This is a genomic window from Microcoleus vaginatus PCC 9802 (assembly GCA_022701275.1).
GTDB lineage: Bacteria > Cyanobacteriota > Cyanobacteriia > Cyanobacteriales > Microcoleaceae > Microcoleus > Microcoleus vaginatus_A.
Map to the genome: position 1 here is coordinate 4103944 of CP031740.1, position 16048 is coordinate 4119991.

General features: G+C 45.3%; 9 protein-coding genes and 2 pseudogenes. 5 read left to right on the top strand and 6 right to left on the bottom strand.

Annotation, left to right across the window (positions count from 1 at the left end):
- Positions 1 to 488: 488 nt before the first annotated feature.
- The 5 genes and pseudogenes from D0A34_16670 to D0A34_16690 all read left to right on the top strand — a co-directional run bounded on the left by D0A34_16670 (position 489) and on the right by D0A34_16690 (position 8589).
- Positions 489 to 2663, top strand: coding sequence for a glutamine synthetase type III (locus tag D0A34_16670; protein ID UNU20289.1), 2175 nt, complete (start codon positions 489 to 491; stop codon positions 2661 to 2663).
- A gap of 178 nt (positions 2664 to 2841) precedes the next feature.
- Positions 2842 to 2985, top strand: a pseudogene (locus D0A34_16675) (BMP family ABC transporter substrate-binding protein).
- A 30-nt stretch (positions 2986 to 3015) separates the two neighbouring features.
- Positions 3016 to 4113 (top strand): BMP family ABC transporter substrate-binding protein, encoded by a 1098-nt coding sequence (locus D0A34_16680; protein UNU20290.1) that lies wholly within the window; start codon positions 3016 to 3018, stop codon positions 4111 to 4113.
- A 41-nt stretch (positions 4114 to 4154) separates the two neighbouring features.
- Positions 4155 to 6986 (top strand): PAS domain S-box protein, encoded by a 2832-nt coding sequence (locus D0A34_16685; protein UNU22335.1) that lies wholly within the window; start codon positions 4155 to 4157, stop codon positions 6984 to 6986.
- 595 nt (positions 6987 to 7581) lie between these two features.
- On the top strand, positions 7582 to 8589 hold the full coding sequence (locus D0A34_16690) for an ADP-ribosylglycohydrolase family protein (GenBank protein ID UNU20291.1): 1008 nt from the start codon (positions 7582 to 7584) through the stop codon (positions 8587 to 8589).
- 228 nt (positions 8590 to 8817) lie between these two features.
- Here D0A34_16690 and D0A34_16695 read toward each other — a convergent pair whose 3' ends face one another.
- From D0A34_16695 to D0A34_16720, 6 genes and pseudogenes are all read right to left on the bottom strand, one after another.
- Positions 8818 to 10227 carry a cation:proton antiporter gene (locus D0A34_16695; protein UNU20292.1) on the bottom strand — a complete coding sequence of 470 codons (1410 nt, stop codon included), beginning with the start codon at positions 10225 to 10227 and terminating at the stop codon, positions 8818 to 8820.
- A 126-nt stretch (positions 10228 to 10353) separates the two neighbouring features.
- Complete coding sequence (gene hisA, locus D0A34_16700) at positions 10354 to 11127, bottom strand: 1-(5-phosphoribosyl)-5-[(5-phosphoribosylamino)methylideneamino]imidazole-4-carboxamide isomerase (GenBank protein ID UNU20293.1); 774 nt, start codon at positions 11125 to 11127, stop codon at positions 10354 to 10356.
- A gap of 138 nt (positions 11128 to 11265) precedes the next feature.
- Positions 11266 to 11943: a TIGR02117 family protein gene (locus tag D0A34_16705; protein ID UNU20294.1), complete on the bottom strand. Its 678-nt coding sequence runs from the start codon at positions 11941 to 11943 to the stop codon at positions 11266 to 11268.
- Between the two features lie 14 nt (positions 11944 to 11957).
- Positions 11958 to 13160, bottom strand: a complete 1203-nt coding sequence (locus tag D0A34_16710; protein UNU20295.1) for a glycoside hydrolase family 10 protein — start codon at positions 13158 to 13160, stop codon at positions 11958 to 11960.
- A gap of 134 nt (positions 13161 to 13294) precedes the next feature.
- Positions 13295 to 14431 carry a serpin family protein gene (locus D0A34_16715; GenBank protein ID UNU20296.1) on the bottom strand — a complete coding sequence of 379 codons (1137 nt, stop codon included), beginning with the start codon at positions 14429 to 14431 and terminating at the stop codon, positions 13295 to 13297.
- Positions 14432 to 14544: 113 nt separating this feature from the next.
- Positions 14545 to 15954, bottom strand: a pseudogene (locus D0A34_16720) (amidohydrolase).
- Positions 15955 to 16048: the final 94 nt, after the last annotated feature.

Here is a 16048-nt window from a genome sequence, read left to right on the forward strand (position 1 = left end):
TAAACTTTCCAAGTGTAGATGGTGTACTCTCCATAATTCTCCAAAACCCCTAAACGAGTGCGTTGTTTGCTGGACTGCGATTTATCGATCGTCGAACCGTTAAAAACCATAAGTAGTTTTGACCTGAATTCATCGGAATTGATTCGCACAAAATTTTTGAGCTGACCAGGGTGAAGATTAGTTACTAAATCTGTGCAGCGCAGACATCTATCATGTTGACTCAAGTTAGTACAGGCTCTTGTCATCTATTTTATTGCTGCTAATAACCAAAATCCAACCGCATCTCACACTGGATTGTCACGCCAGATGGGCGAAGTGATAGGGCCTCGCTCATCCAATCTTTTAGATCGTGCCAAAAAAGGCATTCTGCCCAAAGTTAGCTTTGACTAAAAACGTTGGGTAAATCCAACATATTTGTCAATCGTTAAACTTTTGCTAACATCTATTTTTTCACAAATACTCGTCCCCCAATCCCAATAAAAATAACCATGAGTGTAAACGAATCGCGCGTTCAAGCAATTTCTCAAATCGTCAACCGCAAACTGATGCCTGGTCGGTCTCCCAAGCGGCTCGAAGATATGTGGGCAACAGACGTTTATAGTCTGAGCAAGATGCAAGAAAGTCTGCCCAAAAGTATTTTCAAATCAGTAAAAAACACCATTCAAACCGGCCAAAAACTCGATGCTTCCGTAGCTGACGTAGTTGCAGCAGCAATGAAAGATTGGGCTATTTCCAAAGGAGCGCTGTACTACGCCCACGTATTTTACCCGCTCACCAACAGCACCGCCGAAAAGCACGACGGTTTCATCTCAGTGCAAGGCGACGGCTCAGTCATCTCAGAATTTGCCGGCAAAGTTCTCGTACAAGGCGAACCCGATGGCTCCTCATTCCCCAACGGCGGCATTCGCTCCACTGCGGCCGCTCGCGGATACACAGCCTGGGATGTCACCAGCCCTGCTTATGTCATGGAAACAGACAACGGCATGACCTTGTGCATTCCCACTGTTTTCATCTCCTGGACAGGTGAAGCCTTAGACAAAAAAACGCCGCTTTTGCGTTCCATTGCCGCAATGAACAAAGCAGCAACCCGAGTGTTAAAGCTATTAGGAAATACCGAAGTTGCTCCGGTAAATTCCAGTTGCGGTCCCGAACAAGAATACTTCCTGGTAGATTCCAATTTCACCACCAGCCGCCCCGATTTACTGCTAGCAGGTCGCACCCTTTTCGGCAAACCTCCTGCCAAAGGTCAGCAATTTGACGACCACTATTTTGGAGCGATTCCAGAGCGCGTTCAAGTCTTCATGCAGGAAGTAGAAGAAAGAATGTACCGGCTGGGAATTCCTGCCAAAACCCGCCACAACGAAGTAGCTCCCGGTCAGTTTGAAATTGCACCAGTTTTTGAAGCTGCAAACGTGGCTAGCGACCACCAACAATTAACCATGACAATTCTCCGCAATACTGCGAAGAAACATGGTTTTATGTGTTTGCTGCACGAGAAGCCTTTCGCCGGCATTAACGGTTCTGGCAAACACGTCAACTGGTCGGTCGGCAATGCCACCCAAGGAAACTTATTAGACCCCGGCGATACACCGCACTCGAACATACAATTTCTAGTATTCTGCGGCGCTGTGATTCGCGGAGTTCACAAATACGGCCCGCTGTTGCGCGCCGTAGTGGCGACTGCCAGCAACGACCACCGATTGGGTGCAAATGAGGCTCCGCCAGCAATTATCTCTGTCTATTTGGGTTCGCAATTAGAAGATATCTTCGGGCAAATTAGCCGGGGAGAAATTAAGGACTCTCAAGGTCGGGGAATTATGAACTTAGGTGTAGAAACACTGCCTACTTTCATGAAGGATGCTGGGGACAGAAACCGGACTTCGCCCTTTGCCTTTACTGGAAACCGATTTGAATTCCGTGCAGTAGGTTCCGGTCAGTCTGTTTCCGGGCCGCTGGTGGCGATGAATACAATTCTTGCAGATTCTTTGGACTGGATTGCTAACAAATTAGAAAGCGATTTGGCTAACGGAACTGAACTGAATGCTGCCATCCAAACAATTCTCAAAGAAGTGATGGACGAGCACGGTGCGGTTGTATTTGGCGGCAACGGCTATTCGGAAGAATGGCACAAAATGGCCGTTGAGGAACGGGGTTTAGCTAACTTGCGGACTACTGCCGATGCTTTGCCCGTGTTGAAGGAAGGATACATTGAAGACTTGTTTGAAAAGACAGGTGTTCTGACTCCCGTGGAATTAGAAAGCCGTTACGATGTTTATGCAGAGCAGTATTTGCTAGCAATTGAAGTCGAAGCAAAACTGGTAATAAGCATGGCAAAAACCATTATTTACCCTGCAGCGGTGAGGTATTTAGGTGAACTTTCCGGCACTATTTCTAAATTGAAAGAGATTGGGATTGAACTGGAAAAGGAAAGTGCCGAAAAAGTAGCGGTGCTGGTTAAGTCTATGATGGATACTGCGAGCAAATTGAGTGATGCTTTGAGCAAGCACGATTTTGCTTCGACAGAAGACCATATGCAGTATGCTTCGCAAACAATTCGTCCTTTGATGGATGAGGTTCGCCAGTATGCGGATGCTCTGGAAGGTGAAGTGGCTGATGATTTGTGGCCGCTACCTACTTATCAAGAAATGCTGTTTGTTAAGTAATCGCGAATTCGGTTAATTGCAGGTTAGAGTTGTAAGGACACGGCAGTGCCGTGTCCTTACTTGTTTTTAAGCTTTTTTAAGCTTAAAGGAGTGGTACGCTGAATCTGTCAGAGTCATTAAATGCGAGCGAGAGTAAGAGTGGTGAAGATTGTTGAGATACCCTTCAACAAATTTATCATTGAATCTAATCAAAAATAAATTTAATGCTGAAGTAGACATTACTGACAGTATTGACGGTGAAAATAGTGAACCTACCATACGCAAATATGCCCAGTCAGGCTATGACCTGGTAAGTGCAGCCAGTGGTGCCTATTCCAAAGCTGTGGTAGGCTGAATCTGTCAGAGTCATTAAATGCGAGCGAGAGTAAGAGTGGTGAAGATTGTTGAGATACCCTTCAACAAATTTATCGGCGTAGAAAAAGTAATATTGCTGCGAAAAGCTATTATGCGAATTCAATCTCTCTTGAAACAAATGACTCTGGCGGCTCTAGCTCTGGTTTTTGCGATCAGTTGCAGTCGATCAACTCCGAACCTAAACTCTTCCCCGGAAGCAAGGACCTCTAGCACCTTTAGAGTGGCAATGCTCACCACAGGCTCAAAAGACAACCAAAGTTGGGATCAAGCTTGCTTTGAAGGATTGAATCTAATCAAAAATAAATTTAATGCTGAGATAGACATTACTGACAGTATGGACGGTGAAAATAGTGAACCTACTATACGCAAATATGCCCAGTCAGGCTATGACCTGGTAATTGCAGCCAGTGGTGCCTATTCCAAAGCTGCCGAAAAGGTCGCTAAAGAATTTCCGCGCACGAAATTTGCCCTGATTACAACGCATCCAGGGAATAACAGAAATTTGGGGGCTGTTGCCTTTCGATCGGGTGAGGTGGGGTACCTCGCAGGCGCTTTGGCTGCCATGAAGACCAAAAGCAATAAAGTTGGCTATATTGTGGGCGAACCTTATCCGGTTTACAAAGAAGAAGAAGCCTTGTTTAGGCGGGGAGTGAAGGCAACGAATCCCTCTGTTCAAGCCTCGACGGCTTTTCTCAACTCTTGGGTTGATACGGAAAAAGCCATCCAAGTGGCAACGGATATGGTTGCTTCTGGAGTAGATGTTTTGGCATTCAACGCGGGTGAGGCAGGGTTAGCCGCGCTAAAAGCCGTTTCGCAAAAGCCAGGAGTCTTGGTGATTGGTAGGACAAAGGATCAGTACGAAGTGGCTCCCGGCAAAGTCCTAACTAGCGTTCTGCAGGACATTCCCAATCTGGTGCTAAATGTGGCAGTGTTAACCCAGCAAGGTCGCTGGGAAGGAAAACTTTACAAGTTTGGGCTCAAGGAAAAAATCTACGACTTTGCCCCTTTCCGTGGTAGTCTCACGTCTCAGGAAGAGGACACTTTCAAGATTATCCGAGAAGCTGTGACGACTGGCAAAATCGATGTTTCTCCTTAGTGCACCGATTAATTGATTTACCAATATTGATCCTAAGTCCGATGCAAAATCAACGCAACGAGCGCATTCTGCCGATCGCCAGAAGCTCTCGTTCTCATCCTTGGCAACGCTTCTTTTCTATTGCAAATCAGCTCCGGTATGGTTTGATATTTTTGGTTCTTCTGAGCTTGCTGCCCACAGGTGGCTTGCTGATCTACCTCAGCTTTCAGGCGCAGATCCAGCAATCGCGATCGCTCCAACAAGAGCGTAGTCAGACAGCAGCAGGGCAGATTGATAATTATCTAGATGACTTGAAACGAAAACTGAGCTATTTAGCTAGGGTCAAAGGAATCACAAACTTTCAACCTCAAGTGCAGCAGAGTTTCTTGGAAGGGTTGATTCGTCATAATGATGCTTATGAAGCCGTTGCCATTTTGAACGGGAATGGACAAGTTGTCGCGTCAGTTTCACCTTACGAACCGCTCAAGTTAGAAAATCCAGCCCATTCGCCACTGTTTATTCGTGCCTTCAAACAACAGGAAGATTATGTCAGTCCTGTAGAAATTAATCCTAAAACTCACCAACCAACCACCATTCTGGCGGTTCCGATTCGGAATGAGCGAGATGAGGTGGATGGGGTGCTATTAGCAGAGATAAATCTCAACTTTCTCTGGTTTGTTGTTTCCCAAATCGAGGTTGGCAAGACGGGTTATCTTTATGTAGTCGATGAGCGTAATTTTCTCATTGCTCAAAAGGGTAGTAAGCCAGAAACATTTCAACTTCAAGATATTTCTAAGCGCCCTTTCTTTCAATTCTTGAAAGCATCCGGAAATACTAAGCGCCTTAACGTTTATCAAGGTCTAAAGCAGGTAGAAGTATTGGGAGCCAGTGCCTTAGTTCGGAGCGTGAATTGGAATGTGGTTGTAGAACTGCCAACGGCTGAGGCCTATGCTCCCGTTTACCAAATGCTCTCAGTTATGGGAGGCTCATTGGCGGTGGTGACGATCGTCGCTGTTGGCATAGGCTTTCTATTTATTCGGCAAATTGTGGTGCCACTCCAGCGCTTAACCACGGCAGCTACTGAACTCAGTGCGGGGCAATTAGAGACGCGGGTCAACATTGATAGCCACAACGAACTGGGGACATTGGCGATCGCCTTTAACAATATGGCAACCCAGTTAGAGGAACTGATTACAGCAGTTGAAGTGGAACGGAATTTTGTTTCAGCCATTCTTGAAATTGCAGGTGCGCTGGTAGTTGTGCTCGACCCGCAGGGACAAATCGTTCGCTTTAACCGAGCTTGCGAACAAATGACTCATTACTCATTTAGTGAAGTCAAAGGGCGCTACATTTGGGAATTGTTCCCGAACTCAGACTTAGCTCGACAAGCCAAAACTACTTTTGAGTCTTTACAATCTGGTAATTTTCCCCAGCAGTATGAAGGCAGTTGGGTGAGCAAAGATCAACAACTCAGACTGATTGCCTGGTCAGATACTGCTTTACTGGATAATGAAGGTGAAATTGAGTACATCATCAAAACAGGGATTGACATTACTGAACGGAAACAGGCAGAAGAGGAACTCAAAGCGTCGGAACAGCGGCTATCTTTTCTATTCCGCCAAAGTGCACTGGCAGTTGTGGAATGGGATTTAAACTTTCAAGTCACTGCTTGGAATCCAGCGGCAGAGCAGATTTTTGGTTACACGGCTACAGAGGCGATCGGACACCATGCCGCAGAATTAATTGTGCCTGCGTCTGCCAGAAAGGTAGTCGATCAAGTTCTGAACGAGCTGTTGATTGATACCAGAGGACGCTACAGCGTCAACGAAAATATTACGAAAGACGGCAAAACCATTATTTGCGAATGGTTCAATACGCCTTTAGTAGGGGATGCTGGAAAGATTGTTGGAGTTGCTTCCTTGACACTGGATATTACTGAGCGCACGCAAGCCGAAGCTGCGTTAAGGCAAGCAAAAGAGGAAGCTGAGGTTGCACTCAAAACCTTACAGCAAACTCAGGCACAGCTTATTCAGGCAGAGAAAATGTCAGGTTTGGGGCAACTGGTTGCTGGTGTTGCTCACGAAATTAATAATCCAGTCAACTTTATCTATGGCAACCTGAGCCATACTGCCGACTACACGCAAAATTTACTAAAGTTGATTCAACTTTACCAGCAAACCTATCCAACTAATGCCCACATTCAGGAAAAAATTGAAGAGTTCGAGTTGGACTTCATTAGTGAAGATTTGCCCAAAATGCTGACTTCAATGAAGGTAGGAGCCGATCGCATTCGTCAAATTGTCCTGTCGCTACGAAACTTCTCGCGGCTGGATGAGGCAGAAAAGAAGCCTGTTGATATCCACGAGGGAATTGACAGCACATTGATGATTTTGCAAAATCGACTGAAGGCAAAACCGGAGCATCCTGCTATTGAAATTGTTAAAGAGTACGGTGAGTTACCGCTAGTAGAGTGCTATGCCGGACAGTTGAACCAAGTCTTTATGAATATTCTGGCAAATGCGATTGATGCTTTAGAAAACTACGACAATCAGCGTTCTCTAAAAGACATCCAAAAGAATCCCAGTTGTATCACTATTCGGACTAAGCTAGTCACAAAAGAAACTGAGCCAGGTTCTTCTAAGAACGTGGTGATTCAATTTCAAGACAATGGATCGGGGATGACGGAAACTGTTAGACAACAGGTGTTTAATCCCTTCTTCACCACAAAACCAACTGGTAAAGGAACTGGATTAGGGCTATCCATCAGCTATCAAATTGTAGTTGATAAGCACGGTGGCTCCATCGAGTGCTTCTCTCAACCCCATCAAGGAACAGAGTTCCGAATTGAAATTCCTGTATTGCAAAGCGGTGCTGTAGCACTCGTGGGTAAATAACTGCGATCGCATTCCTTTATATATAGCGTTTATTAAGTAGCTGGGAAACTGCTAGAGCGCATCTGAATGATGTGTGTAAATAAAAGAAAAGTGGTCAGCTCAAATTCCAGAAAAAAAGGAGGTAGACAAGTAGTGAGTGCCCGCAGCGCGCGATCGCACACCTAACCAGGCGATTGTAGCGAACGGCTCCTCAAACCCTCAAAACAAGGATTAGGGGCGAGTTCGCTTGGAGTTTCATTCTCCCATCCCTTTCTCAAAAGTAAAAGCGATCGCTTGTCTGATAAAATCTTGAGCGCTCGCTTAAAAACAAATATATATGCTGACTCTAATCTCCTGACTCAAAAACAGTCAATTATCCACGCCAAAATCCACCGATCTTGACATTTTTTATGGCTGATATTACTATGGGTTATTTTGGGACTCATGTTCTGTCATCTGGGAGAGAGAGACCGAGGAAGATATTAAATTTTTTATTCATAATTACAGATGATTTTAGTCTTAAGTTGACACAAATGGGCAGTCTCCAACTCTCCGCAGGCTTTAAGAAGTCGGGGATTTAACATAAGATTAGATCAACCTACTTAAAGCTAGATAAATGACAGTCCCGCGTCTGGAACAATTTAGAGGTTGTCTGATCGGTCAGTGTCTCGGCGACGCTATAGGCTGTAGAGTAGAAGGCTATTCTCCGGAAGTTTGCCAAAACTTTGTCCGCTCCCAAGTTAGACTCAAAAAAATCAAAGATCGCGATCGCTTCGGCTTTCCTTTTGGTCAATACACCGACGACTCCCAACTCGCCCGCGAACTCCTCCAAAGCTACCTCGCTTGTGGCGAATTCGACCCCAGCGACTACGCCACCCGTATTGCTGACATTTTCGCTCAACAGCGCATTGTCGGGCGGGGTCGAGCGACAGAAGAAGCTGCAAACCGCCTGATACGGGGCGTTGCTTGGCAAGAAGCTGGTACTCCTGCTCCCAATGCTGGTAATGGCAGTGCTATGAGGGCTGGACCGATCGGCTTAATATTCTACGATGACCCGTCCCAGCTTGTACAAGCTGCTTGCGATCAAGGGCGCATCACCCATCAAGATTCGCGGTGTTCTGCCGGGGCTGTGGCGATCGCCGGGGCTGTGGCGATCGCCCTTCAATCTAACATGATGATTGAAACTGAGCCATTTCTCGGTCAACTGAGCGAATGGGTAGGAGAAGTTGATTCTTCCTTTGCTGCTTTGCTCAAAGATTTGATTGATTGGGTCAAATTGCCTCCAGAGTCAGCCGTAGAGTTGATTTCTCGAGCTGGACTCCCGTTAAACTACCAGGACTCTTGGCAAGGAATCTCGCCTTTTGTAGTTGGTAGCGTCTTGTGGAGTTTATATGCGTTTTTGAGAACGCCTCAAGATTACTGGGAAACTCTCTGCACTAGCATCGCCGTCGGTGGCGATGTGGATACCACCGCAGCAATGGCTTGTGCCATCAGCGGGGCGTTTCTGGGCCTAGAAGCCATCCCGAATCAACTAGCGGAATTTTTGAACGATCGGGGTACCTGGGGCCTGGGCGAACTGATTAAACTCGCTGACAATTGTTATCAGTTGAAAGTCAAGTTGTAGCCGCTTCTAACAACTTAGGAATTATTATTACGGCTATATAAATTTGGACGATCGACATTTGTTTCTAAATCAGTCGATCGCCCCGACTCAAATTCCCTCAATCATATCAAATCCGTTAGCATCGGAATAGTAAATTCGAGTTCACTGTTGACGGTTGACTGTTGACAGTGAACAGTCAACAGTCAACCGTCAACCGTCAAGATCATTCCGGTGTAACCGGAAATGATATCAAACGATTTTCTCGCTAGAAAGTTCCCCACTAGCAGGAGGCTCTACGGTATCGCCAAAGGCAATCCGCAGAAAAGGCGGAGCCAAAAAAGTCGTCAGAATGACCATGATAATAATCGAGACTTCTAACGGTTTATCCAAAACCCCACTCGCGGAACCGATGCCGGCAAACACTAACCCGACTTCGCCCCGAGGAATCATCCCCACTCCGATCGCCAATCGATTAATTCCAGGCTGACCAAACACCACCCAACCTGTTACGATCTTGCCCAAAATAGCAACCACAATCAAAAATACGGCAATCAAAAGTCCCGCCCGATTATCCGGCACTGTTGGGTTCAAAACCCCCAAATCCGCCCGTGCCCCTACCGTTACAAAGAAGATGGGTACAAATAAATCGGCGATGGGTTTCACCAGTTCATCCAACTCCTGGCGGGCATCGCTTTCATCCAACACCAAACCAGCCGCAAACGCACCCAAAATTGCTTCGAGATGAATTGCATTGCCCAGAAAAGCCATGAAGTAGGCAAAAATAAATGCCGGGATGATAATATTGCCGCGAGTTTTGAGTTGACCCACCACCGCCGAGAAGGTTTTGTCGAAGACACCCCCCAACAGAATCGAACCTAGCAGAAAAACAGTTGCACTGACAATCAAATAGATGACATTAACAACATCAATCTCACCGGTTTTGGCTAAACTGGCGACAACAGCCAGGACAATAATTCCCAACACATCATCAATCACCGCCGCACCGACAATAATTTGACCTTCTTTAGAGTTCAGTTGTCCTAAATCAGACAACACTTTAGATGTAATTCCAATGCTGGTTGCCGTCAAAGCTGCCCCCGCAAAAATTGCTGGAATTGCCGCCGTGTGGAAAATTATCATCAAGCCCGCAGTACCAGCGGCAAAGGGAACTGCCACACCTACGCAGGCGACAACGGTAGCTTGAATTCCGACTTGCTTGAGTTGTTTGAGATCCGACTCTAAGCCAATTTCAAACAGCAGAATAATCACGCCTAATTCAGCTAGCACTGAAATGACTTCACTCTGCGATTCAAAGACACTGGTGAGGGCGGCAGGAGAGAGATGATTGATCGATTGCAGAACTGTCATAATCCCTGAGTTGGATGCTGACAGCTCGCTTCCGGGAAAAACGATCAAGTGTAAAGCAGATATCCCGATAATCACCCCTGCTACAAGTTCACCCAAAACCGGCGGAAAATCAAACTTTAGAGCCACTTCTGCGCCGATTTTACTGGCGACATAAATCACTACCAAACTGAGCAAAACTCCGCTCATAACGATCGGCGAATTTTCTGCCTCGACTGTTGCTAACAAAGGTATGGGAGCAACTAGGGATGCCATCCCAGAACTTAAAGCTGTAATTGTATGGTTCAAAAACATGGGTACGATGATGGTAAGAAAGACGATTCTACGCTGACTGTTGACGGTTGACTGTTGACGGTTGACTGTGAGTCGGAAAATTGATAACTGTTACATATTGGGTAGCCAGTTAACTCGACATGACTATCAAGCAAAGCTTGAAGAACCCAAATCTGGCGGTACATCCTGCCACCGCCCTTGTCCGACTGCTTGAATTGCTTCTTTTAGCAAGATATCGCCGGTATAAATTGCCCTACCGACGATCGCACTTTTGACACCAATTGGTTCCAAAGCCAGCAAACTTAACAAATCTGCGATCGAACTAACGCCACCGGAAGCAATCACCGGAATCGAAATAGCGTTAGCAATTTCGCGCAAAGATTCCAAATTCGGCCCTTCCATAGTACCGTCGCGGTGAATGTCGGTGTAAATAATTTCAGCAGCCCCTAACTCTGCCATTTTTTGCGCCAATTCTGTTGCTAAAACTTCCGAAGTTTCTAGCCAGCCTCTAGTCGCAACTTTACCATTTCTGGCATCTATTCCCACCAGAATTCGGCCGGGAAATTCGGCGCACAATTCGCCGACTAATTGCGGTTGTTCGACGGCGACCGTGCCGAGAATGACGCGCCGGACGCCTAAATTGAGGATAGCAGCAACAGAAGCGCGATCGCGCATTCCCCCACCTACTTGACAGGGAACGTCTACTGATCGGACGATCGCTTCAATGGCTGCTTGGTTGACTGGATGACCTGCTTTGGCGCCGTCGAGGTCTACTAAATGCAGCATGGTTGCGCCTTCATTTACCCACTGTCTGGCGACTGCGACGGGGTTGTCGTTAAAAGTTTGAGACTTCGCGTAGTCTCCCTGATACAATCTGACGCATTTTCCATCCAATAAGTCGATCGCTGGAATTACATTCATGATTTTTGCTCAAATTGCTAATTATACCAGTTAAAAAAAAGAATGCAACTTTAGGCAAGCTCCAAACCCATACATAATCAGTCCTTCCCCATCGTTATATCTCAAATATAAAATCTAAAATGGTATTACCCATTACATTTATTTTTGACATTCGCAACCGCTATTTAAATGAAACATAATCGCAGAAGAAAGCGTAGACCATAAAGGAGTATTGACAGCAGCTTTTTGCAAAGCTTCGGCTGTCCAGTCGTTGCAAGTTCTCAAAATAGAGTAACTGCCTTTTGCTTCATAAAAACTATCGCTGTTGTCGTAGCCGTAGCTAATTTTAATTTTCTTACCTGGTGCGTCTAATAGGAATGAAGTTTTAATAAAATTTACCATCTTCAGATACTTCGCTCCACTAATTTTCACACATTTGGTTTCAATATTTTCGGGAGGAAGCCGATAACCTTGAACGTGTAGGGTAGACGGAGTAGGGAGAAATAGGGCCTTGAAAGCTGTAACTGGGTTGATGATTGCTGAGGTAGAAGTTTCCAGCATAAAAGCTCTATCTCCCCAGCCAAAAGATAGATATTTATAATCAGAAGTTGCATCCCGCCCTATTTCTGTTAGCGGTAAAAATTGATTCCCGTCAAAATATTCATTTTTAACTGGAACAATGATTTCGGTGTGGATGCCTTGATTGGAAATGTATAGAGAGATTATGCAATCTGCTTGCGAGTAATTTCCCCACTTTCTGGGAGTGAGATAGCCAATTGTTAGGAAAGCGGTCAAAAATAAGATGACAATTCCTAAGCGCTGTATGGTTTTTCTCATTTTAACCGTAGGTTTCAAATTCTGGCTTCGGATGGCGGGCGCTGCATCTTTGTGGGAAAGAACTCTTGCAATGCCGAATTGCGCTGTTCGGGGGTTTCCCTCGCCCAATTCGATAAACTTTCGTAGAAAAAGAACGACACGCCAGCGAAATTTCTTTTTCGCACTTCTTGCACTTGTTCTTGAATTTGCTTAAGGGGTACAGAATTATTTTTAAGACCAGTTAAAATGCCGATTGCAGTTGGAATGTTAAGTTTAGCCAGTTTAACTTCTTCCCGTTCCAGTTCGGCACTAAAACGCTTGATATCGCTGCGATAAACCTGCAACACAATTTCTTGGATGTAGCCGCGTCTTTCCCAGGTAAACCAGTCCTGCAAGTGGGCGGGTAAAGAAAAGTGAAAAGGGTTCGGAGATAAGCTGACAATACATTTTTCTTTGCGGGATTTGATGGCGCGGGAAACTCGCCCCATGAAGTCATTGATTTTGTCCGCGCGCCAGCGCACCCAGAAGGTTTCGCGGGGGTCGTCGGAGGGAGGGCTTTTGATTTGTTCTTGATACATTAACACTGTTAAGGGCTCGTAACCAAATTCTACTGGCAAGCCAAAATGGTCGTCAAATTGAATGCCATCTATATCATAATTATCGACAATTTCTAGGATTAAATCTAAGATAAATTGCTGGACTTCGGGATGAAAAGGATTCAACCAAACTCGATCGTGTTTGCCTTCTTTCCAAATAGTTGAACCGTCGCGTCGGTGCGCCAGCCAGTCGGGGTGAAGTGTGGCTAATTCCGATTCGGCGGGAGCCATGAAACCAAACTCAAACCAGGGGATTACTGCTATACCTTTTTGGCGGGATTGGGCTATAATTTCTTTGAGGATGTCTCGGTCTTTCAATCCGGGCGATGGGTCGATCGACTGTCCGAATACTCGTTGGGCTGCAGCGCTCGGATAAAGCGTATAGCCTCCTTGCCAAACAGTGGGATAGATGGTATTAAAATTGAGTTGATCGAGTCGATTTACAGCGTCAATGATGTTGTTGCGGGAGAACATAACCTCGCTGTCAATGTTCGTCAGCCAGACGCCGCGCAATTCAGTTGTTGGGGTTTGGAGGCGGGTTTGAGCTAACAGACGCGGGGATAATATGGGGGAGGAGGTAAGGGCGATCGCAAAAACAACTATTAAAGCCAGTATCCGCTGCCATTTGTGCAATTTAATCATCAATTTGTCGCAAATATGATTATTTTTAGACTGATATTTTACCGTATAATTAGCTTGGTAGGGTGCGCCAGCTAGGGTTATTTTATTAAAAGTCGATCGAACATTTCCTGACGCACCTACTATTTTTGATATTATTAGGGGTCAACGATGATACCCATAAATAATATTGTTCCTGTAGTATTGTCTCGAATAGCACAAAAGAATGGACGGTTTACATTCATTTCAAAAGCCGGCATAGATCTCGTCATCTCAATTACAGTCACGGCTGCTGCTTCTGTACCTTCTTCGTTAACTTCGACAAATGTTTTGTGTTTTACCGATTCTACTGCTACTTGGCTATCAGTCATCGGGGAAAAGTCTGTTTTCAATCCACCGAAAAATTCTGCCATTCCCAAAGCTATAAGTGTGTCTTTCAGTTGAACCTCATACTCCATTTTGAAGCGCGGTATTTCAATCATTCCACTTTTAACTCTAAATTCTTGCATCCATTTATTCCAGTTTTCGGGTGTTAATTGCTGCGAGAAAGTTGCCAAATTGGTATTGGAGTTTGGCAAGAAAATATACATACTCAGAGCGCCTTTTTTGCCGTAAGGTAAACTGACTGCTTGAAAAGTTTCTGTTTCGTAGCACCGATAAGAGCCCATCTGGGACATCATTGGATGCTGTTTGGAACTGCTGTCTGTTAAATAAAAAGTTTTGTTGGCAGTTTTAGATTGATCAAAGGGCGTTTCCCAGTTTCCTTTGAAATAGATGGCGTTAATCAAAAATAAAAGTGTATTAGGGTTGATTTTAGTGACTATTTTATCAATTTTTCCGTGAGTTTTTTCGCTCACCCAGTTGTTAATGATGCTGAGAGCTTCTTGCGGACTCTCAAAGTCTATTTCGGTAAGATTGGCTTGGTAGTATTGTTGATTTATTTGCAAAAATTCGGGTTTTAATGAGAAGCCTTGTCTGACCAAAAGCGCGTTGGCAATTGATACTTGAACCTTGGGGTCATCTTTTTGCAAACTCTTTTGCAAATTGTGATTGGCTGCGTTGATTGCTTTTGGACTCATTTTCGTTAATTCGAGAGCTTTTGTCATTTCTTGTTTAGTTTCTCCGCTGACTCCGTTGTATGTCATTGACAGTGCGAGGGCGACAGAAGTAGGGGAAATAAAGATATTTTTATTCGGCTGTTGTTTGCTTAGGGTGTTGAACAAGTTAAAACCAAATTTGGTATTAGCTGCAACAAGTCGGGCGTCTACATTTATCTGGTTGTTAGGGGGGGTCATGGCTAGAGCTTCGGAGTGATTGGAATTTGCGAGGTTGATTGCGTTAATTTTTAGTGGCGGCGCTAATTATGTGATTCAACCGGAGATGATATCATATTCTATTGGTTAATTTTTTAAGAATAACCTTGGAGTTTCATCACTTGGCGGTAGTGGGCTTCTATTTCACTTACTGTTTGCGATTGACGCTTCCCCGTCCACTCGCTGCGAGCGAATAATTCCCGCCTCAAAGCATCAACATCGATCGTTTTCACCTTACCTTCGGCGACAATTTGCTTGCCGTTTACCCAAACGCTGTCTACCGCATTACTCGGGCGTCCCAATATTAGCAAGCCAATCGGATCAGTGCGCGGCAGCAATGATAAACTGGTTAAATCATACAGCACAAAATCAGCTTTTTTACCGACTGTCAGCGAACCCATTTCATCAGCCGCATTCAAGCCTTTTGCTCCTCCCAGGGATGCCATTTCTACAGACTGGCGCGGTGTGATCCATTGGCGGTAATCCAAATCCGTGAGATTGTGCAAAATCGAACCAATTTTAATTGCTTCCAGCAAATCTTGAGAGTCATTGCTAGCAGCGCCGTCGCAGCCAAAAGATACGTTGACTCCCGCTTGACGGTATTTCAAAATTGGTGCAATTCCGCTTCCTAGCCGCAAATTGCTGAGGGGATTGTGTACAACAGTCGCTCCAGTTTCTGCCATAATCCCAATGTCGGAATCGTCTAGCCAAACGCAGTGGGCTAAGGAAGTTCGGGGACTCAAATAACCAATTTTTTGTAGGTGTTCGACAGCACTACAGCCGTATTTTTCGTGAGCTAGTTGTGTTTGAGCGGGGGTTTCCAAGAGGTGGGCGTGGCGACAAAGATTGTAGCGATCGCTCAATTCGATGCAGCCTTCAAACAAAGCATCGGAACACAGTTGAATTCCCGTCGCCACCAACAACATATTAACACCTTTTTCGGGATTGTGAAAGTGTTTTATGGCTTCTTCCATTAACTCTAAAGTTGCCTTAGTCGAGCGAATGTAAGCCGCGTGTTCGATGCCGCTATCGCCCGAAGGCATTTCCGCAGTCAGGGATTCATCTGGCATTAACTGCCCGATAAAAGCGCGGATGCCGATTTATTGATAAGCGCGAACTGCTGCGGCAATTGTCTCTAATTCTTGCCCCAGAATTAAAACTAAATGATCGACTACGCTTGTACCGCCCGACAGCAATGTTTCTACCGCCGTTCCCAAGGCGCTAAAGTAAACTTGTTCGGCATCGAGAGGTGTAAAATCGTATAATTCGGCAATCCACAACTCCAGCGGCAAAGGGGGAATTATGCCCCGCTGCCACATTTCTGAAGAGTGAGTGTGCGCGTTGACAAAACCGGGCAGCAGCAGCTTATTTTTGCCGTCAATAACTCTTCCCGCAGGCTCTAAATTGGGCGCGATCGCACTTATGCAATTATCCACCACTTGCACATCTGCGGTTTCATAACCGCTCTCAACCGAAATTAAAGCATTTTGAATTGTAAAGCTCATAGATTTACCCTTTTTGTAAATTTACATTTATTTTTATTTTATGATGGCAGGGCGGTACCATTTGCGCTCACCAAACTGTAATAAACTTAATAAA

What these genes read in the sequence shown, in the direction of transcription:
- hisA (UNU20293.1), bottom strand. Translation starts at nt 11,127, where the DNA reads ATGAATGTAATTCCAGCGATCGACTTATTGGATGGAAAATGCGTCAGA.
- D0A34_16695 (UNU20292.1), bottom strand. Translation starts at nt 10,227, where the DNA reads ATGTTTTTGAACCATACAATTACAGCTTTAAGTTCTGGGATGGCATCC.
- D0A34_16705 (UNU20294.1), bottom strand. Translation starts at nt 11,943, where the DNA reads ATGAGAAAAACCATACAGCGCTTAGGAATTGTCATCTTATTTTTGACC.
- D0A34_16710 (UNU20295.1), bottom strand. Translation starts at nt 13,160, where the DNA reads ATGATTAAATTGCACAAATGGCAGCGGATACTGGCTTTAATAGTTGTT.
- D0A34_16670 (UNU20289.1), top strand. Translation starts at nt 489, where the DNA reads ATGAGTGTAAACGAATCGCGCGTTCAAGCAATTTCTCAAATCGTCAAC.
- D0A34_16685 (UNU22335.1), top strand. Translation starts at nt 4,155, where the DNA reads ATGCAAAATCAACGCAACGAGCGCATTCTGCCGATCGCCAGAAGCTCT.
- D0A34_16680 (UNU20290.1), top strand. Translation starts at nt 3,016, where the DNA reads ATGCGAGCGAGAGTAAGAGTGGTGAAGATTGTTGAGATACCCTTCAAC.
- D0A34_16690 (UNU20291.1), top strand. Translation starts at nt 7,582, where the DNA reads ATGACAGTCCCGCGTCTGGAACAATTTAGAGGTTGTCTGATCGGTCAG.
- D0A34_16715 (UNU20296.1), bottom strand. Translation starts at nt 14,431, where the DNA reads ATGACCCCCCCTAACAACCAGATAAATGTAGACGCCCGACTTGTTGCA.